Source organism: Halobacterium litoreum (assembly GCF_021233415.1).
GTDB classification, from domain to species: Archaea; Halobacteriota; Halobacteria; order Halobacteriales; family Halobacteriaceae; genus Halobacterium; species Halobacterium litoreum.
The window spans coordinates 523,861-543,726 of the sequence record NZ_CP089466.1 but is presented as its reverse complement, the minus strand read 5'-3'; the positions used below and the strand labels follow the sequence as shown (position 1 = coordinate 543,726).

The window sequence follows — 19,866 nt, the reverse complement described above, 5'->3', positions numbered from 1 at the left end:
CATGACGAGCAAGAAACGACGACAGCGCGGTTCGCGCACGCACGGCGGCGGTTCCCACAAGAACCGTCGCGGCGCCGGTCACCGCGGCGGTCGCGGACGCGCCGGTCGCAAGAAGCACGAACAGCACAACTACGAGGACGTCGGCAAGTCCGGGTTCAAGCGCCCGGAGAAGACCGAGGAGGACGTCCGCGAGGTGTCCGTCCAGAAGCTCGACGAGGACATCGCGCTCCTCGTCGCGGACGGCGTCGCGGAGGAGACCGACTTCGGGTACCGCGTCGACGCCCGTGACGTCGCCGAGGACGGCTGGGACGCCGACGTGGTGAAGGTGCTCGGTGGCGGACAGGTGTACGAACAACTCGAAGTCACGGCGGACGCGTTCTCCGCGGGCGCCGTGGAGCTCATCGAGGGCGAGGGCGGGGACGCCGTCGTCTCCGAGCGAGCCGAAGAGGACAGCGAGGAGTAACTCATGGGATGGAAGGAGGCTGCTGCGCCGGTCCTCACGCGGATGCCCGCAGTGCAGCGTCCGGAGGGGCACGTGCCGTTCCGTCGGAAGATGTACTGGACGGCCGGCGTCCTGATTCTGTACTTCTTCCTGACGAACGTCACGCTCTGGGGGCTGGCCGGGGGCGACGACTTCTTCGGACAGTTCCGGAGTCTGCTCGCCGGCGGTCAGGGGACGGTACTCCAGTTGGGTATCGGTCCGATCGTCACGGCGAGCATCGTGTTGCAGTTGCTCGGCGGCGCGAACCTGCTGGGGCTGGACACCAACGACCCGCGTGATCAGGCCATCTACCAGGGTCTCCAGAAGTTCCTGGTGTTGGTGATGATCGTGCTGACCGGGCTGCCGATGGTGTTCCTCGGCAACTTCCTCCAGCCGAGTTCGGCGCTCGCGTCGAGTCTGGGCGTCGGCCTGTTCGGCGTCCGGGTGCTGTTGTTCGCCCAGATAGCCGCCGGTGGCCTCCTCCTGTTGTTCATGGACGAGGTCATCTCGAAGTGGGGCGTCGGCTCCGGTATCGGCCTCTTCATCGTGGCCGGCGTGAGCCAGCGGCTCGTCGGTGGCCTGTTCTACTGGGAGGGCGGCGTCGGCAATCAGGGCTTGATTCCGACGTGGTTCGACATCGCCATCGGGAACGTCACGAACATCCCGCCGCTGCTGTCGGGCGACGGCGTGAGTTATCTGTTGATGCAGGCCGGAATCCTCGGGCTCATCACGACCGTGTTCATCTACGTCGTGGTCGTGTACGCAGAGAGCGTACGCGTCGAGATTCCGCTGTCTCACGCTCGCGTGAAGGGCGCTCGGGGCCGCTTCCCGGTGAAGCTCATCTACGCGAGTGTGTTGCCCATGATTCTCGTTCGCGCGCTGCAGGCGAACATCCAGTTCCTCGGGCAGATTCTGAACAACACCATCAACATGCCGGCGTGGCTCGGCGTGTACGCGAACGGCCAACCCGTCAGCGGGTTCTTCTACTACCTCGCGCCGATCTACAATCGGCAGGCGTGGATGTGGTGGACGGCCGGGACGTCGGCCGAGCCGTGGCAGGTGTTGATTCGGGTGGCCGTCGACCTGACGTTCATGATCATCGGCGGTGCCATCTTCGCGATCTTCTGGGTCGAGACTGCGGACATGGGCCCGGAGGCGACCGCGAAACAGATTCAGAATTCGGGGATGCAGATTCCCGGGTTCCGGAAGAACCTCGGCGTCATCGAGAAGGTGATGGAGCGGTACATCCCGCAGGTCACCGTAATCGGTGGCGCGCTGGTCGGCTTGCTCGCCGTGATGGCGAACATGCTCGGCACCATCGGTGACGTCACCGGAACGGGTCTGTTGCTCACGATCTCAATCACGTACAAACTGTACGAGGAGATCGCCGAGGAGCAGATGATGGAGATGCACCCGATGATGCGGGACATGTTCGGCGGCGGCGACTGACGCCACCACCCGCTTTCTGCGGTTCGCGAGTCCTGGAGTGCCGACAGTGCCGTCAGCGGTTTCGCGTCGGCGACTCCGGCGGCTCGGTCTCGAACTCGAAGCGCGCGCCGCCGTCCTCGCTCTCGGTGAGTTCGACGCGCCAGCCGTGGTTCTCGGCGACGTTCTCGACGATGGCGAGGCCGAACCCGGTGCCGTCCTCGGTGCTGGTGTGTCCCATCTCGAAGACGTCCTCGCGTTCGCACTCCGGGATGCCGGTGCCGTCGTCGGCGACGAAAAAGCCCTCGCGGTCGGTCAGCGGACAGACGCGTATCTGGAGTTCCGACCCGGTGTCCGCGACGGCGCTGTCCGGGCGGGTGCGTGCGGCCCTCGCGGGGGCGTGTTCGACGGCGTTCCGGAAGAGGTTCTCGAGTAACTCCTGGAGGCGTCCGCGGACCGCGTCGACGGTGACGCCCTCCAGGTCGAGGCCGAGGACCGCTTCGCCGGTGTCGACGGAGTCCCACGCCGAGATGGCGGCGACTTGGAGCGGGACTTCCGTCGTCTCACGGGCGGTCGTCCCGCTTCGCGCGAGCGTGAGGAGTTCCTCCAGAATCTCGTCCATCCGGTAGAGTGAGTCCTCGACGCGGTCGAGCGCGTCGTCGTCGCGGGTCTCGCGGTACTGTTCGAGCCACCCGGTGGCGACGTTCAGCGGGCTGCGGAGGTCGTGGCTCGCGACGCTCGCGAACTCGTCTAAGCGCTCGTTCTGGGCTTCGAGTTCGCGCTCGCGGCGCTTGCGTTCGGTGACGTCCCGGAGGACGCCGATGCTCCCGCGGAACTCGCCGTCGTGCGGGCGGAGCGCGAGGTGGCACTCGAAGACGCGTTCGTCGTCGCCGTCCCGCGGGTAGACGTGGAACTCGAATTTCCCCTTGGCGTCGTCAGCCCGCGAGGACAACAGGGTCGCGACGGTGTCCTCGTACCGGGGGACGACTTCGGGGTCGAAGACGCCCTCGGCGACGAGGTCGGTGACGCTCATCTCGGCGAGTTCGGCCTGCGAGTAGCCCGTGAGTCGCGCTATCTGTTCGTTGCCGCTGACGTAGTTGGCGTTCTCGTCGACGATGAACACGCCGTCGGGCGCCGTCTCGACGATTGTCTCGTACTGGCGGCGCTCCCGGTCGCGCCGCCGCCGGTCGCTGACGTCCCGGCAGATGGCGAGGACGGCGGGGTCGCCGCGGTACGTGATGGTGGACGCGCTGAACTCGATGGGGACGCGGTCGCCGTCGACGGTCTGGGCGGTGAACTCGTAGCGGCGTTCGGGGGCGTCCCCGTCGAGGCGCCGGCGGAGCCGTGAGACGACAGTGTCCCGGTCCTCGGGCGCAATCACGTCCGCGACGGGCGTCCCTTCGATGTCGCCGGGGTCGGCGTCGAGGATGCTGGCGGCTTGCTGGTTGGCGAACTTCAGGCGGTCGTCTTGGGCGACGAGGACGGCGTCGCTGGCCTCCTCAACGACGGTGGCGTACTTCTCCTCGCTCTCACGGAGTTTCCGCTGGCGTCGCTCGCGTTCGGTGACGTCCCTGACGACGCCCGCGGTGCCGTTGAACTGGACGTCGTAGGGGAGCAACGCGATGTGGGCTTCGACGTGTTCGACGTCGTCGGCCCAGTCGTCGGCATCGATTTCGAGGACCGCGGTCTCGTCGTCGCCGCTCACGAGGCCGGCAATCAGGCGTTCGCCCTCGTCGATGTCGTCCTCGGTGAGTACGACCGAGCAGTGTTCGCCTTCGAGGTTTTTGCGGCCCGTCAGTTCCTCGAAGGCGTCGTTGACGAACGTGAACACGCCGTCCTCGTCGAGCGTGTAGACGGCGTCGCCGACGGCCTGCACGACGGTCTGCACGCGCTCTATCTCGTGTTCGTGTTCGACGCGGTCGGTGACGTCCGTGAACGACGCGACGACGCGGTCGACGTCGCCGGCTTCGTCGAACAGCGGCGCGCAGTGCATCACGAGGTACTTCTCCCAGCCGTCCGGCCACACGACCGCGAGGCGTTCGCCGTGCAGCGACTGGCCGGTGCGCGCGACCTTCCTCGCGGGGTGGTCTTCCGGCGGGAGCGGGTCGCCGTCGAGGGTCGCGAACGCCCAGTCGGGGTCGACGGGGAGCGTTTCGCCCGCGAGGCCGAGCGTCGCTTTCGCGCGGTCCGTGGCCGACGCGACGCGGCCGTCCGCGTCGAAGACGACCGACCCCGGAGTGGTCGCCAGCACCTGTTCGAGGAGGTGTTTCTCCTCGCGGAGCGCCTGCTGGGAGCGTCGCTTCTCGACGGCGTTTCGCACGCGGTTCGCGAGCACCGTGTACTGGTCAGTGCCGGTTCCCTTCTGGAGGTAGTCGGTGACGCCGGCGGAGATGGCGTCGCTGGCTATCTCCTCGCTTCCCTTCCCGGTGAACAACACGAACGGGAGCTCCGGGTGGGTGTCCCGGACCTCGCCGAGGAACTCCAGGCCGTTCATCCCCGGCATGTCGTGGTCGGAGACGACGCAGTCGACGGCGGCGTCGTCGAGGCGGTCGAGCGCCGATTCGGCCGCGTCGCGCGTCTCAACCTCGAATGCGTCGTCCTCGCGTTCGAGGAACTCGACTGTGAGGTCGGCGAGCGCGTCGTCGTCCTCGACGAGCAACACGCGAATCGAGGACCCTCCTCCCATCGTCATTTGCGCTCAATGTGTAATCATAGACAATAAACGTTGCAGTCGCATCCGAAGGGCTATTGACCGGGGAGCGAGAGGGCCCGGACATGCAAATTGGGGGCACGAACTGAATGCGCATCCTCATCGTCGGCGCCGGCGAGGTCGGGTCGAGCATCGCAGCGAGCCTCGCGGACGCCCACGAAATCGTCGTCTTGGACATCGACGGCGAGCGCGTGGAGTCCCTCCAGTACGCCCACGACGTCCTCGCGTTGACCGGCGACGGCACCGACCTCGACGACCTGATCGACGCCGAGGTCGAGCGCGCGGACGTCGTCATCGCGAGCACGGACGACGACGAGACGAACCTCGCGACGTGTGGCACGGTGAAGACGGTGAGCGACGCGTTCACCATCGCGCGCGTGAAGAACACCACCTACCTGGAGACGTGGCGGCGTCACCGCGGGGCGTTCGGCGCGGACTTCCTCGTCTGCACGGACTTGCTCGCGGCCCAAGCCATCGTGCGCGTCATCGACCTGCCGACCGCCCGCGACGTCGACCCGTTCGCGGACGGGAGCGTGCAGATGGCGGAGTTCGAGGTGCCGGCCGACAGCCCGATTGCGGGCCAGACCGTCGCCGAAGCCGACCGGTTCGACGAACTGACCTTCGTCGCGGTCATCCCGGACGGCGCCGACTGCGCGGAAGTACCGCGTGGCGACACCCTCATCGAGGGTTCGTCCCGGGTCGTCGTCGTCGGTCAGCCACCGAGCGTCCGCGAGTTCGCGCGCGCCATCGACCCCGACCACGCCGTCGACGAGGTGGAGGACGCGGTCATCGTCGGCGGGTCGACCACCGGCGCGCTCACCGCCGAGTTGCTCGCCGAACGCGGCATCACGCCGCGCATCGTCGAACTCGACGACGGGCGTGCGCGGGACCTCGCCGAGCGCGTGCCGGCGGCGACCGTCCTCTCTCACGACGCGACCGACCCCGAGTTCCTCGCGCGCGAACACGTAGCGGACGCCGACGTGGTGGTGGCGACACTCGGGAGCGACGAGCGCTCGCTTTTGGTGGCGCTGCTCGCCAAGCGCGCCGGCGCGACGCGCGCCATCGCCGTCGTCGAACAGCCGCGGTACGTCGACCTCTTCGAGACGGTCGGCGTCGACGTCGCGGTGAACCCCCGAGAGGTCACCGCCGAGGAGATTACGCGGTTCACGCGCGAGCGCCGCGCGGAGAACGTCGCCATCATCGAGCCGGGCGGCGCGGAGGTGCTGGAGGTGGAGGTCGACGACGAGAGCGTCCTCGCCGGGCGCCCGATTCGGGACGTCGTCGAGGACCTCCCGGAAGGCGTCGTCGTCGGCGCCATCACGCGGAACGGCGAGTACGTCACGCCGCGCGGCGATACGGTCGTCGAGGTCGGCGACCACGTCGTCGCGTTCGTTCGCGCGAACGCCCTCGACGAAGTCACGTCGAAACTATGACCCTGCGCGTGGACTACCGCGCGAGTTTCGCGCTCGTCGGCACCGTCGTGAAGTGGCTGTCCGTGCCACTGGTCGCACCGCTCCTCGTGGCGGTCTACTACGGGGACGGCGGCATCGCGGCGTTCGCGGCGACCATCGTCGTGGCGTACGCCGCCGGTGCGGCCCTGGAATCCGTCGGGGACGTCGAGGACATGGGCGCCCGCGAGGGGTTCCTGATGGTGGCGGCGACGTGGTTCGCGGTGAGTCTCGTGGGCGCGCTCCCGTACCTGTTCGCGGCCCACGGCGTTCCGGGCGTCGTCGAAGCGAGCGCGCCGTCGTCGGCGCTCGGCCACCCCGTGGACGCGCTGTTCGAGACGATGAGCGGGTTCACGACGACCGGCGCGACGGTGATGGAGTCTATCTCCTTCGACACGCACTCCCACGCCATCCTGCTGTGGCGGCAACTCACGCAGTGGCTCGGCGGCATGGGTATCGTGGTGCTGGCCGTCGCCATCCTCCCCGAGTTGTCCGTGGGTGGCGCGCAACTGATGGACGCCGAGGCGCCGGGGCCGGGCATCCAGAAACTCACGCCGCGCATCGCGGAGACGGCGCGCGCGCTCTGGCTGGCGTACGCGGGCATTACCGCGCTCGAAATCGTGTTGCTGTACGGCCTCCACGTCGGCGGTCTCGCGCCGAACATGGGGCTGTACAACGCCGTCGCCCACGGCCTGACGACGCTGTCGACGGGCGGTTTCAGCCCCGAAGCGCGCTCCATCGAGGCGTTCTCCGCGGCGGTGCAGTGGCTCATCATCCCGTTCATGGTGGCGGCGGGGACGAACTTCGCGCTGTTCTGGCACGTCCTCCAGGGGGAGCACGACCACCTCTTCGAGGACGGCGAGTTCCGGGCGTACGTCGGCGCCGTCGGCGTCGTCACCGCGGCGCTCGCGGCGCTGCTGTTCACCGGCCCCGAACTCGGCCTCGGCGAGGCGCTCGCACCGATTTCGGGGCACCTCGAACCGGCGCTCCGGCACGCGGCGTTCCAGGCCGCGGCCATCGTGACGACCACGGGGTACGCGAGCCTCGATTTCACCGCGTGGGGCGTCGACGCCCAGTTCGTGTTGTTCGTCGCGATGTTCATCGGCGGGAGCGCGGGGAGCACCGGCGGCGCAGTGAAAATCGTGCGCTGGGTGGTCATCGCGAAGGCGCTGAAACGCGAGTTGTTCACGACCGTCCACCCGGACGCCGTCGAGCCGGTGCGCCTCGGCGGGAATCCGGTCGACGAGCAGGCGATTCGCGGCATCTACGCGTTCACCGCCGTCTACTTCGCGTGTTTCGTCTTCGGCACCGCGTTCGTCGTCCTCGACTCGACGCACATCCAGAACTTCAGCATCCTCGAAGGGATGAGCGCCGTCGCGGCGACCGTCGGGAACGTCGGGCCGGGGTTCGGCGTCGTCGGCCCGATGAACAACTACCAGCCGTTCACGGACGCGTCGAAACTCCTGATGGTCGGCTTGATGTGGATCGGACGTCTCGAAATCCTGCCCGTACTCGTGTTACTGACGGACGCCTACTGGCGGTCGTAGCCCGCCGGCAACAGGTTTTAACGGTTCGTCCGGAAAACAGGAGCGTCGATGGTAGAGCACACCCGTTCGCTTGGGTTCACGGTCGCGTACGCGATGGGGCTGGGGACGATGATTGCAGCGGGCATCTTCTCGCTGTCGGGGCTGGCGGTCGCGCGCATCGGGTCGAGCGCCGTCGTCGCGTTCGTCCTCGCCGCAGTCGTGGCGTCCATCACCGCGGCGTCGTACTCCGAGTTCGCCTCTATCTACTCGGAGAACGGCGGCGGTTACCTGTTCTCCTCACGGACGTTCGACCACGACCTCCTGACGTACTTCGTCGGCGCGACGCTCTTCTTGGGGTACACGGGCACGACGGCGTTCTACCTCGCGACGATGGACGAGTGGTTCTTCGCGTTCATCATCCCGGAGACGCTGCGGGTCGCGGGGACGACGCTCCACCTGCACTCGGCGCTCCCGCACGGGAGCGTCGGCGTGCTCGCAGCCGTCCTGCTCGGTGCGCTGAACGCGCAGGGAACCGAGGAGAGCGGGAGTTTCCAGGTCATCGTGACGGGCGCGAAGGTCGCCGTGTTGTTCGCGTTCGTCGGCGGCGCGTTCGCGTACACCGGCCCGACGGCGGCGGCCGGCGAGTTCGCGACCCAGTTCTCGACGGACGTCGCGGGCATCGTCTCCGTGGCGGCGCTCGCGTTCATCACGTTCTTCGGATTCTCCGCAATCGCGGCGAGCGCGGGCGAAATCATCGAACCGCGGAAGACGGTGCCCAAGGCAATCGCGGCGAGCATCCTCACCGTCACCGTCCTCTACACGTTCGTCATCGTCGCGATGGTGAACGCGCCGGTCGGCGAGTCGGTGCTGCGCGCCGGCGAGACGGCGATGGGGACGGTCGCCGCCTCCTTCCTCGGGTCGTGGGGGCAGGCGCTCATCGTCGCCGGCGCGGTGTTCTCGATGGTGTCAGCGTCGAACGCCTCGGTGCTCGCGGCGTCGGGCATCGGTTCGCTGATGGGCGACCGCGGGCAGGCGCCGCGGCCGTTCTCGCGCATCCACCCCGACTACGGCACGCCGTTCTGGAGCGTCGTGGCGGTGACGGGCACCATCGTTGCGCTCGTCGTCGGGTTCGTCGGCGTGTTCTCCCAGCACGGCCTGCTCGCCGGCGTCAGCGTCGCGTCGACGGAAGTGTTCGGCGTCACGCTGTCGCTCACCCCGAACCTCGGGTTGGACGCGCTCACCGGGTTCGCGACGTTCAATCTGCTCCTCCCGCTGTCGGTGGTGAACGTCGCGCTCGTCTACTCGCGGCGCACGAAACCCGACCTCGACCGCCCGCTGACGGTGCCCCTCGTGCCGCTAGTGCCGGCGCTCGGCGTCGTCGCGAATCTCGCGCTCATCACGAATCTGCCGCCGTCGGGCGTCGCAGTCGGCGTCCTCGTGGCGGTGCTCGCGGTCGCCGTCTACGAGTCGTGGGGCGGCGCGCCCGAGAGCGAGGAACTCCGCGAGGCGGTCGTCGAACCGACGGCTACGGAGGCCAACGAGGAGCGCCACACCGTCCTCGTGCCCATCGCGCACCCGGACAACGCCGTCGGCCACGTCTCGGTCGCGGCGCGGCTCGCCGACGCGACCGACGGCGACGCGGTGGTCCGCGTCCTCACCATCACGCAACTCCCCGACCAGACGCCGAACGAGGTCGCGCGCGACGCCGCCGAGGGCCGCGTCGACGCCATCGAGTCGGCACTCGCGGACGCCGACCTCCCAGTCGACTACGAGGTCGCGGGCCACCTCTGTCGGGACGTCACCTTCGACATCGTGGAGACGGCGCGCGCCTGCGACGCCGACCGCGTGCTGATGGGGTACCCGCAGGAGAGCGCGGACGTCGCCGAGGGCGTGCAGTTCGGCGCGCCCTGCGACGTGGTGTTCGCCGACGGCTTCGAGGACGCGGACGCACTCGACACGCTGTGTGTCGGCGCGGGCGGCGGCCCGCACCACCGCGCGCTCCTCCCGCTCGTGAACGGGCTCGGGCGACAGGGGTCGACCGTCCACGTCGTTCGCGTGACGCCGACCGGCGAGCACGGCACGCGGGAAGCAATCGAGGACACGCTCGCCGCGCTCGACGACTCGGTGTCGGTCGAAATCCACGAGGAGGAGTCCGAGCAAATCGCCGACACGCTGGTCGCGCGAGCCGCCGACGAGGACGCCACACTGCTCGTCGGCGCGACGCGGACGCGCGCGCTCCGCCGGTGGCTGTTCGGGAGCACGACCGACCGCGCCGCGCAGGCGGCGCGGCGCCGCGACGTTCCCGTCCTCGTGTACGCGGAGGAGACGGGCGTCGTCGGGCGCGCCACGGAGTTCCTGTTCCCGGCGTACCGGTACCTGCGGAAACTCGGCGAGTAGCCGCTACCCGAACAGGCGCTCTCGAAGCGACTTGGAGCGCTGTTTCTCCGCGAGGACGACCGAGCAGTCCACGTCGTCCACGACGTCGAGGACGAGCGACCCGGTGACGAGGCGACCGAGCAGGCCGCGTTCGGTCGCGCCGACGACGAGCATCGACGCGTCCGCCGCGGCGGCCTCGATGGCGGCCTCCACGTCGCCGGTCTCGACGCGGCGCTCGGCGTCCGGCAGGCCCTGGGCGCTCGCCCACTCGTCGAGGAACGCCTCGCCCTCCTCGACGTCGTCGGCGACGTGCAGGAGGGTGACCTCGCTGTCGTACTGGTCGCGGAGGTAGCGCGCGACGGCGGCGCCGAGTTCGGTGTCCGGGCCGCCCGCGGTCGGCAACACGACGTGCGAGGGGTCGAACCCGCGGTCTTTCATCACGAGCACGTCGTATGGCAGGTCGCCGGACAGTTCCTCGATGGCGGACTCGGCGCGTCCGGGCGACCCGTGGGCGTCCTCGCCCCACCCCATCACGAGCATGTCGGCGTCGTGGGACTCGGCGGCGTCGAACACCTCCTCGAAGGAGCGATGCGAGAGGATGGTGTGGGTCTCGACGGGGACGCCGAAGTCCTCGGCGTCCGCCTTCGCTCGCGCGAGCAGTCCCTCGCTCTCGGCGTCGATTTCGTCGACGTGTTCGGCGCCGTACTCCAGGCTCGTCTGGTCGGGCACCTGCACGACGTGGACCGCGACGACGCGGCCGTCGTTGGCCTTCGCGGCGGCCGCCGCCAGCGAGATGAGGTCTTTCTCGGTCTCGGGGTTCGCGAGCGGGACGACGACGCGGTACTCGCCGCCGTCCGGCTGGACGCCGCTCGCCGCGGAGACGGCGGCGTCGGGCATCTCCTCGGAGCGCGAGAGGACGTACTCACCGAGGATGCCCTGTTTGGTGGTGCGTTCGCGGGCGTAGACGAAGTACCAGAGGATGGCGCCGACGACGAGCGCGAAACTCAACGCGATGATGACTCCGTCGATGAACGCGATGAGCGCGAACGACGTGAGCATCCCGAGAATCGGCGTGACGGGGTAGAACGGCACCTCGTAGTCCGGGTCGTAGCCCGCGGGGTCGGCTTCGCGCATCACGACGAGCGCGACGTTCAACAGCCCGTAGATGACGAGGTGGAGCACGCTCCCCATCGTCGCGAGCGCCTCGACGGTGCCGGCGGCGATGAACGCGAGGATGAGGGCGCCGGTCACCGCAATGGAGCGGTACGGCGTGGAGAACCGGGGGTGAATCTCGTTCAGGTCGGGCGTGACGATGTTGTCCCGGCCCATCGCGAAGTTGATGCGCGAGGACGCGAGAATCGACGCGTTCGCCGACGACGCCGTCGCGAGCAGGCCGCCGAACAGGAGGGCGGCGCCGCCTATCGGCCCGATGAGGAGTTTCGCCACCTCCACGACCGCGATTTGGTCGGTGGTCAGCCCCCCGATGAAGCCGGGTTCGACCGCGGCGCTCATCGCCACGAGGACGAGCGCGTAGATGACGGTGACGAGGAGGACGCTCCCGATGACCGCACGCGGGAGGTTCCGGCCGGGGTTCTTGATTTCCTCTGCGACGCTCGTAATCTGGACGAACCCGAGATACGAGACGAAGATGATGCCGGTGGTGGTGAGCATCGGTCCGAAGCCCTTGCTGTCGGGGAGGTTCGCGGTCTCGGCGTTCATCGCGCCGAACGCCGTGAACACCGCGAGGATGGCGACGAGGACGACCACGATGACGTTCTGGAGGCGGCCGGTCTCCTTCGCGCCGACGTAGTTCACCGCGATGAACAGCGCGGCGCCGAGCAACGCGACGACCTTGACCGACGGCAGCGTCACGCCAGCGACGACGTACGCGTCCGGGAGGCCGACGATGTTCTGGATGTACTTCCCGAAGCCGACCATGTAGAACGCGGACGCGAACGCGAGGCCGAGCCAGTTCGACCAGCCGGCGATGGAACCGAACAGCGGCCCGAGCGCGTGGTTGACGTAGTAGTACGCGCCGCCGGATTTGGGCATCGCGGTGCCGAGTTCGCTCGCGGACAGCGCCGTGAGCAACGCGATGCCGCCCCCGAGCAGGAACGAGAGGATGGCGAACGACCCGGCGTCCGTGATGGCTTGCCGCGGCAACACGAAGATGCCGGCGCCGATCATCGTCCCGACGCCGATTGTCAGCGCGGCGAGCGGTCCGAGGTCCTTCGCGAGTTCCTCGTCACTCATCGTCGTCCTCCGCCGGGAACACGACGACCGGGATGTCGGCCTGCTTCACGATGTCGCGTGCGTGGTCACCGGTGAGGAGGTCGAACCACCGACTGCCCCCGCGGGGCGTGAACGCGACGGCGGTGGCGTCGTGGTCTCGGGCGGCGTCGAAGATGGCGTCCTCGACGTCGGTGTCGAATCGGAGGTCGGTCTCGACGGGGACGCCAGCGTCGGCGCAGGCGTCCTCGACGATGGCGAAGACGTCGTCGGCGAACTCCTCGCGCTGTTCGACGCCCGCTTTGTCGATGCCGCCGCCGGCCTTCTCGATGACGTGGACGGCGATTACCTCGCCGCCGGCCTCGGCGACGTGCGGGAGCGCGGCGCGGCAGGTCGCGCGAGCGTCCCCCTCGCTCGCGACCGGGAGGACGACACGGGAGAGGAGGTCACCCATGTGGCCCACCTCCGGGTTCGAGCGTGGCTGTCGGGACACCGGTGGCTGACTGGGTTCTGCGTACAGGAATCATACCCGACCGTCCGGCCCGGAGGGACTTATAACTTCGACTCGTCGTATCCGCGTTCGGGCAGTCGGCCCGCGGGACGACTCCGGGGCCGGCGGGCGCCGGGCGGCGTGCCCCGGTTCAGATTTCGACCGCCCACAGCCGGAAGTCCTCGGAGAGACCGTACGCGTCCCGGAAGGCGGCTTCGACGAACTGCGCGACGCGGTCGTCGTCGGTCTGCGCCTCGACGCGGACGTTCGTCCCGGGGTCCTCGTCGGCCATCTCCGCCGGAATCGTCTCTCGTTCGACGATCGTGAACGCGCCGAACCGACTCACCACGTCGCTGAGCGCGTCGAGTTCGTCGTCCGTGCAGTCCAGATTCAGCGTGCCGTCCGCGAACTGCACCCACGGCGGCAGGAACTCGGGGTCGCCACTCGGGTCCTCGTCGGCCTCCAGCGTGCAGAACGCGCTGTCGCGCTCGCGGTGGGCGGCGATGGCGTCCGCGACGAGGTCGATGCGGTCGGCTTCCGTGTCGGCGTCGAAGCGAGTCATACCCGGCCTTCGCGGCCCGCGCACTAATCAGGCGGGGTGTGCGAGCGACGAGCGGGAACGAGGATTCGGCCGGGAACGACACGCCCTTAATAGCGGCCGCTGAATCAATTCGTATGTCCAGTCCGAACGTGTTGCTGCTCGGCGCGCCGGGTGCCGGGAAGGGCACGCAGAGCCGACGACTCACCGAGGAGTTCGGCATCGAACACGTCACGACCGGCGACGCGCTCCGAGGGAACAAGGAGATGGACATCAGCCATCTCGACCTGGAGTACGACACCCCCGGCGAGTACATGGACGCCGGCGAACTCGTCCCGGACCCCGTCGTGAACGAGATCGTGAAAAAGGCCCTCAACGACGCCGACGGCTACGTCCTCGACGGCTACCCGCGCAACGAGAGCCAGACGGAGTACCTCGACTCCATCACCGACCTCGACGTCGTCCTCTACCTCGACGTGGCCGACGACGAACTCGTGGGTCGGCTCACGGGCCGCCGCGTCTGCGAGGACTGCGGCGCCACCTACCACGTCGACTTCGACCCGCCGGCGGAAGCCGGCGTCTGCGACGACTGTGGCGGCGACCTCTACCAGCGCGAGGACGACACCGAGGAGACCGCCCGCGAGCGCATCAACGTCTACGAGGAGAACACCCAGCCGGTCGTCGACTACTTCCGCGAGAAGGGCGTGCTCGTCGAAATCGACGGCGAACAGACCCCCGACGAGGTCTGGGACGACGTCCGCGACGCCGTCGCCGAGCGCGCGTAACGACTCGCGACGTCGCTTCTCTCAGTTCCCGAGTACGCGCCAGCAGCGCCGCCAGCACCGCGACCGGCCGAACGCACGCGCCCGACTTCCGGGGTTCCGCGTTCCGTAAGAGGTTCAAGCGGTCACTGCAAACAGTCACGCAATGGCACGAACCGCGGAGAAGGTCCGCTCGCTGGTCCGCGAGGACCCCGAGATGGCCACCATACTCGACGACCTCCTCGCTCACGACGGCGAGATCCGCTGGCGGGACGTCAAAGACGACGTCTCCAGCGGCCAGTGGGGTCGCCTCCTAGAGAAAGACATCCTCGTCGAGGCCGACGAGGGGTTCGAGTTCGCCGACCCCGAGGGCGTCGAGCAGGGACTCGAACCGGACGAGGAGCGCGGCGACGACGAGGACGCGCCCGAATCGACCTCGTGGTCGACGTGGGACAAACTCGCCGGCGTCGGCGCGGTCGGCGCGATGATCGGGTACAGCGTCCAACCCATCAAGGAAGCCGTCGGTGGCGCCGTCGAGTTGCTCGTCGGCCCGCTCGACGCGATGCTGCCGTTCTACGCCGTCGTGATGGTCCTCGCCGTCCTCACCGGCCTCTACTCCACGCTCCTGCAAGCGAACCTCACGGACATGGAGAAGATGTCGAAGTACCAGGAGCGCGCGAAAGACCTCCAAGACCGCATGCAGGACGCGAAAGACCGCGGCGACGAAGCCGAAATCGAGCGCCTGCGCGAGGAACAGATGGAGGCGTTCGGCGACCAGGCCGGCATGCTCAAAGAGCAGTTCCGGCCGATGGTGTGGATCATGCTCCTCACCATCCCGGTGTTCCTCTGGATGTACTGGAAGCTCGGGTCCGGCCAGGTCCCGGACGAGGAACTCAACATGGTCCTCCCGCTCATGGGCGACGTGAACCTCAAGAGCGGCCGCGCGCTCGTCTTCCCGACGTGGGTCATCTGGTACATGCTCTGCTCCTTTAGCTTCTCGAACATCATCCGCAAAGCGCTGAACATCCAGACGACGCCCACATAGACGCACTTTTTGCGCTGCGTGATGGGCGCGCTCCGCGCGCCCCTCACTCGGCAAAAACTTGCGGAAAAAGCACTCCTCCTTCACTTCGCGCCTGCGGCGCTCCGTTCAGTCGTCGGCCTCCGCTCACTACGTTCGCGGAGTGAATCGCGCTCGCTTCGCTCGCGCGAACGCTGTGCGGCCGCCGCTACCGAACGCGAACGCGAGCGCTTCAAAACCTCTTTGTCGTCGCCGGCCCCAGCACGGATATGTTAGTCACCATCTCCGGGCCGCCGGGCAGCGGGAAGAGCACCGTCGCCTCGGCGCTCGCCGACCACCTCGAATACGACCACATCTCGGGCGGTGACATCTTCCGCGGGCTCGCCGACGAGCGCGGGCTCTCCCTCGAAGAGTTCAACGAGCTCGCCGAGGAGGACCCCCAGATAGACAAGGACCTCGACCGACAACTCCGGGAGACGGCCCGCGACCGCGACGACGTCGTGCTCGAATCGCGGCTCGCCGGCTGGATGGCGGGCGAGTACGCCGACATCAAGATTTGGCTCGACGCCCCGCTCGGCGTTCGCGCGCGCCGCATCGCCGAGCGCGAGGACAAGACGCCTGCGGCGGCACGCGCGGAGACCGAGAAACGCGAGGAGTCCGAGACGGCGCGCTACGCCGAATACTACGGCATCGACTTCGACGACCTCACCATCTACGACCTCTCCGTGAACACCGCGCGGTGGGGGCCGGACGCCGTCACCGACATCGTGTTGTACGCCGTGGACTCCTACGAGCCGTCCAGCGACGAGGGACCGGCGCCAATCGAGGACGTCCGGTACCAGTTCTGAGGATGCTCCGCGACGCGCCCGAGGACCGCGACCCGGACGCCCTCTTCGAGTTCGGCGTGGTGAACCTCGACAAGCCGCCCGGCCCCTCCGCCCACCAGGTGTCGGCGTGGGTGCGGGACATGGTCGGCGTCGAGAAAGCCGCGCACGCCGGCACGCTCGACCCCAAAGTGACGGGCTGTCTCCCCGTCCTCACGGGCGCAGCGACCCGCCTCGCGCCCGCGCTCCTCGAAGGCCCGAAGGAGTACGTCTCCGTCCTCGAACTCCACGCTGACCCGCCCGCGAATCTCGAATCCGTAGTCGAGGAGTTCGAGGGCCCGACCTACCAGAAGCCGCCGCGGAAGTCCGCGGTGTCCCGCCGCCTGCGCGTCCGCGAAATCTACGCCCTCGACGTGCTCGAAGTACGGGACCGGCAAGCACTCCTGCGCATCACCTGCGAGTCCGGCACCTACATCCGGAAACTCTGTCACGACCTCGGTCGCGCGCTCGGCACCGGCGCCCACATGGGCCACCTCCGCCGGACGGCTACCACGCCGTTCGACGACACCGACCTCGTCACCCTCCACGACCTCTCGGACGCCCTCGCGTGGTACCGCGACGAGGACGACACCGAACCCCCGGAAGGCGACCCCGAGGCCGCGCTCCGCGACGCGATTCAGCCCGCCGAGCGCGCGCTCGAACACCTCCCGAGCGTCACCGTCGCGCGCTCCGCCGCCCGCGAAATCGCCGACGGCGCACCCGTCTACGCCCCCGGCGTCCTCGAAGCCGACGACGCCGACCGCGACGCCCTCGTCGCGTGCTACACCCCCGACGGCGCCGCGGTCTGCCTCGGCCGCCTCGTCGGCGACCCCGACGCCGACTCCGGCACGGTCGTCGACCTCGAACGCGTCCTCGTCTAGGCCGTCTGCGAAACGAAGGCCTTAATGCCGGAACCCGTGTCTGTCCGAGTGCGGGACCGTGGGGTAGCGGTATCCTCGGCGCATGGGGTGCGTCGGACTCGAGTTCGAATCTCGACGGTCCCACTTCTCGCGACGCGAAAGTGGACCACGAGGGCGGCCAGCGGGCGACCTCGACGGCCCCACTCACTTTCGTACTGCTTCTACACACTTAGCGGTAGCAGCGCCATCAATCCAAATTACTTCTTTCCAGAACTGGAAGGAAGTCAGTTTTCCAGGGTGGTCGGCGTGAGTCTCGCCACGGCCGGCGAAGTCACCGAGTACGTGCTTGACCGCGCCACTACGTTCGTACTGCGAGTAGCGGCGGTACTGTAACTTTTTCAAGGGCCGGGGGCGTTTGGTCGGGTCATGCGCTGGAAGGGCTCGGGTACCGGGCCGGTTTCGGGTGGCCGGTCCGCTTGGGTGGCGGTCGGGCAGTTCGGCGAGTGCGAGCGAGCGCGAGATCGAGAGGTGCGTGCGTCCGCACGCGGGGGGCGTCAGTGACGGACGGAGAGGGCGTGTCGGTCTGTTGCGTGGGCGGTGAGCGCGTCGCCGACGCGGCCGCGACGTTGGAGGCGGGCGTCGACCGAGTGACGACGACGGTGGTCGAAAGTGTGGACGAGGCGGTGGCGGCGCCGGATTGCGTCCTCGTCGACGAGGCCGCGCTGGACGACGTCGCCGGAGCAGTGGGCCGGCTACGGGACGCTCGGGCGTGCGGCCCCGTCGTGGTGTACGGCGACGGCGGCGGGTTCGAAGCGGCGTTGGAGGCGGGTGCGGCGGCGGTGGTTCGCCGGGACGCGGCCGCGGCGGTGCTGTGCCACCGCGTCGAGAGCGCCGTCGAGGAGACTGGGTCGACGCCGGTGGCGACGGGCCGCGACCGCGCCCTGCAGTCGTTGATGGCGTACTCGACGGACCGCTTGAGCGTCCTCGACGAGGACGGCCGGTACGTGTTCGCGAGTCCGGCGGTGGAGCGGACGATGGGGTACGCGCCGTCGGAACTGGTGGGGACGGCGAGTTTCGAGTACATCCACCCGGAGGACCGCGCGGCGGTGCGGGAGACGTTCGAGGCGATTCTGTCGGACCCCGAGGCCACGTACGAGACGGAGTACCGATTCCGGAGCGCGGACGGGGAGTGGCGGTGGGTCGAGGCCCGGGGGCAGAACTGCCTCGACGACCCCGCCATCGAAGGCGTGGTGGTGAACTCGTGGGACGTGACCGAGCGGAAGGAACGCGAGGAGGCGCTCGCGGCGGAGCGGGCGTTGACCGAGAGCGTGTTCGCGGCGCTGCCGGACGTGTTCTACGCGTTCGACCGGAACGGGAACTTCCTCCGGTGGAACGACCGCTTGCTCGAGGTGACGGGGTACGGCGACGACGAAATCACGGATATGCATCCCGCGGACTTCGTCGCGCCGGAGGACCGCGAGGCGGTGTTTGAGGCCATCACGACGGTCGTCGAAGAGGGGACGGCGGTCACGGTGGAAGCGGATTTCGTGACGAAAGACGGGGAACGCGTGCCCTACGAGTTCACGGGCGCGGAGATGACCGACAGCGACGGCGAGACGCTCGGACTGGTGGGTATCGGGCGGGACGTCTCGGAGCGCAAGGAGCGCCAGCGGCGCTTCGAGGCGGTGTTCGACAACACCTACCAGTTCACGGGGTTGATGGAGCCGGACGGGACGCTCGTGGAGGCCAACGAGTCGGCAATCGAGTTCGCTGGCGTCGACCGGGAGGACGTCCTCGGGCAGAAGCTCTGGGAGACGTTCTGGTTCCGGGTCGACGAGGAGAGCCGGGAGACGGCGCGGGAGGCGGTGTCGGTGGCACGGGAGGGCGAGTTGTACCGCGAAGAGACGACGGTCCGAGGGAACGAGGACACGGAAATCATCGACTTCTCGGTGCGACCGGTGGTGGACGAACAGGGCGACGTGACGTTGCTCATCCCGGAGGGACGGCTCATCTCAGAGTTGAAGCAACGCGAGCGCCACCTGAAGGTCCTCCACCGGTTCCTGCGGCACAACCTCCGGAACAAGCTGACGGTCATCGACGGGAACGCGGATTACGTGCGCAGCCAGTTGGCCGACGAGGCGCTGGCGAGCCAACTGGACGAGATTCTCGGGGCGTCCCGGAGCCTCATCGAGTTGAGCGAGACGGCACACGAACTGTCGAAGGTGGTCATCGAGGCGGAGGGCGACCGGCGTCCCGTCGCCCTCGATTCGGCGCTGTCGTCGGCGGCGGCGGACGTGCGCGAGGAGTACCCGTCGGCGTCGATTCGGTTGCCCGAGGACGCGAGTTACGCCGTGCGCGCGGACTGGCGGCTGACCGTGGTGTTCCGACACTTACTGGAGAACGCGGTGGCGCACGCGGACTGCGAGGAGCCGACGGTGGCGGTGTTCGCAGCGGAGACGGACGACGGCGTCGCCGTCCGGGTGGCCGACGAGGGGCCGGGCGTTCCGAAGTCGGAGCTGGCCGGCATCACGACCGGCGAGGAGCGCACGCAGTTGACCCACGGCACCGGCTTCGGTCTGTGGCTGGTGCGGTCGGTCGTGGACGACTACGGCGGCGACCTGGACCACGAGTCGCCCGAGGAGTGGGGGAGCGTCTTCGTGGTTCGGCTCCACGCCGCGGACGGCGAGACGAACGAAAGCGACGAGTGAGAGTCGAGGGCGTCAGTCGTCGAGGTCGGCGAGCATCTGTTCGGCTTCCGAGACCGTCTCGGCCTTCGCGACCTGGTACCCTTCGGCGCCGCCGACGCGGTCGAACTGCATGTCGCCGAGCGCGGAGTCGCCGGTGACGCGGACGAGCGCGCCGGCGCCTTCGCTGGCGAGAATCTCCTTGCCGTCGGCGATAGTGTCGGCGACGTCCTGCGAGAGCGGTTTGAACTCCGAGATGTCGTTTATGACGCCGAATCCGGGGGAGAGTTTCGCGGCCTCGCTCTCCACGCGGTCGACGGCGGCGCTCGCTTGGGATTCGTCGAGTGACCCGGCGAGTTTCATGTGAAGTCGATTCTGTGAACTGTCGGCTTCGATATCGAAGTCTGCCATGGCCCGGACACACGACGGGAATCGGTCTTGTTAATGTTTGTGA

The 19,866-nt window shown here is 68.4% G+C and carries 15 protein-coding genes and 1 tRNA gene; 11 read left to right on the top strand and 5 right to left on the bottom strand.

Annotated features, from left to right (window positions below):
• Position 1 precedes the first annotated feature (1 nt).
• Together LT972_RS02970 and secY are read left to right on the top strand one after the other, a co-directional pair.
• Entirely contained in the window at positions 2-463 is a 462-nt protein-coding gene (locus LT972_RS02970; RefSeq protein ID WP_232571711.1) for an uL15m family ribosomal protein, read from the top strand.
• 3 nt (positions 464-466) lie between these two features.
• A complete protein-coding gene (gene secY, locus LT972_RS02965) occupies positions 467-1,930 on the top strand; it encodes a preprotein translocase subunit SecY (RefSeq protein WP_232571710.1) in 1,464 nt (487 codons plus the stop codon).
• 52 nt (positions 1,931-1,982) lie between these two features.
• Here secY and LT972_RS02960 read toward each other — a convergent pair whose 3' ends face one another.
• Positions 1,983-4,598, bottom strand: a complete 2,616-nt coding sequence (locus tag LT972_RS02960) for a PAS domain S-box protein (RefSeq protein WP_232571709.1) — start codon at positions 4,596-4,598, stop codon at positions 1,983-1,985.
• Between the two features lie 107 nt (positions 4,599-4,705).
• Between LT972_RS02960 and trkA the strand changes: the two genes are divergently transcribed.
• Genes trkA through LT972_RS02945 form a run of 3 tightly spaced genes read left to right on the top strand, consistent with a single transcriptional unit; the run spans position 4,706 to position 9,987 of the window.
• Entirely contained in the window at positions 4,706-6,049 is a 1,344-nt protein-coding gene (gene trkA / locus LT972_RS02955; protein ID WP_232571708.1) for a Trk system potassium transporter TrkA, read from the top strand.
• Positions 6,046-7,611, top strand: a complete 1,566-nt coding sequence (locus tag LT972_RS02950) for a TrkH family potassium uptake protein (protein ID WP_232571707.1) — start codon at positions 6,046-6,048, stop codon at positions 7,609-7,611. The genes trkA and LT972_RS02950 overlap by 4 nt, the downstream gene beginning before the upstream one ends.
• Positions 7,612-7,659: 48 nt before the next feature.
• On the top strand, positions 7,660-9,987 hold the full coding sequence (locus LT972_RS02945) for an amino acid permease (RefSeq protein ID WP_232571706.1): 2,328 nt from the start codon (positions 7,660-7,662) through the stop codon (positions 9,985-9,987).
• 3 nt (positions 9,988-9,990) lie between these two features.
• Here the strand turns inward: LT972_RS02945 and LT972_RS02940 are convergent, their stop codons facing one another.
• From LT972_RS02940 to LT972_RS02930, 3 genes are all read right to left on the bottom strand, one after another.
• Positions 9,991-12,219 (bottom strand): amino acid permease, encoded by a 2,229-nt coding sequence (locus LT972_RS02940; protein ID WP_232571705.1) that lies wholly within the window; start codon positions 12,217-12,219, stop codon positions 9,991-9,993.
• Positions 12,212-12,649 carry a universal stress protein gene (locus tag LT972_RS02935; protein WP_232571704.1) on the bottom strand — a complete coding sequence of 146 codons (438 nt, stop codon included), beginning with the start codon at positions 12,647-12,649 and terminating at the stop codon, positions 12,212-12,214. Before LT972_RS02935 ends, LT972_RS02940 begins: the two co-directional genes overlap by 8 nt.
• 187 nt (positions 12,650-12,836) lie before the next feature.
• Positions 12,837-13,247 carry a hypothetical protein gene (locus LT972_RS02930; protein ID WP_232571703.1) on the bottom strand — a complete coding sequence of 137 codons (411 nt, stop codon included), beginning with the start codon at positions 13,245-13,247 and terminating at the stop codon, positions 12,837-12,839.
• Between the two features lie 113 nt (positions 13,248-13,360).
• On the opposite strand from LT972_RS02930, the gene LT972_RS02925 reads away from it, so the two are divergent.
• The 6 genes from LT972_RS02925 to LT972_RS02900 all read left to right on the top strand — a co-directional run bounded on the left by LT972_RS02925 (position 13,361) and on the right by LT972_RS02900 (position 19,436).
• Positions 13,361-14,008, top strand: a complete 648-nt coding sequence (locus LT972_RS02925) for an adenylate kinase (protein WP_232571702.1) — start codon at positions 13,361-13,363, stop codon at positions 14,006-14,008.
• A 142-nt stretch (positions 14,009-14,150) separates the two neighbouring features.
• Complete coding sequence (locus LT972_RS02920) at positions 14,151-15,029, top strand: DUF106 domain-containing protein (RefSeq protein ID WP_232571701.1); 879 nt, start codon at positions 14,151-14,153, stop codon at positions 15,027-15,029.
• Between the two features lie 245 nt (positions 15,030-15,274).
• Complete coding sequence (gene cmk, locus LT972_RS02915; protein WP_232571700.1) at positions 15,275-15,853, top strand: (d)CMP kinase; 579 nt, start codon at positions 15,275-15,277, stop codon at positions 15,851-15,853.
• A 2-nt stretch (positions 15,854-15,855) separates the two neighbouring features.
• The gene (locus LT972_RS02910) at positions 15,856-16,749 is read left to right on the top strand and encodes an RNA-guided pseudouridylation complex pseudouridine synthase subunit Cbf5 (RefSeq protein ID WP_232571699.1); all 894 of its coding nucleotides are present in this window, start codon (positions 15,856-15,858) and stop codon (positions 16,747-16,749) included.
• Between the two features lie 52 nt (positions 16,750-16,801).
• Positions 16,802-16,872: transfer RNA gene (locus tag LT972_RS02905), tRNA-Pro, on the top strand.
• Between the two features lie 413 nt (positions 16,873-17,285).
• Entirely contained in the window at positions 17,286-19,436 is a 2,151-nt protein-coding gene (locus tag LT972_RS02900; protein ID WP_232571698.1) for a PAS domain-containing protein, read from the top strand.
• A gap of 12 nt (positions 19,437-19,448) precedes the next feature.
• Here the strand turns inward: LT972_RS02900 and LT972_RS02895 are convergent, their stop codons facing one another.
• The gene (locus LT972_RS02895; RefSeq protein ID WP_232571697.1) at positions 19,449-19,823 is read right to left on the bottom strand and encodes a hypothetical protein; all 375 of its coding nucleotides are present in this window, start codon (positions 19,821-19,823) and stop codon (positions 19,449-19,451) included.
• Between the last annotated feature and the right edge of the window lie 43 nt (positions 19,824-19,866).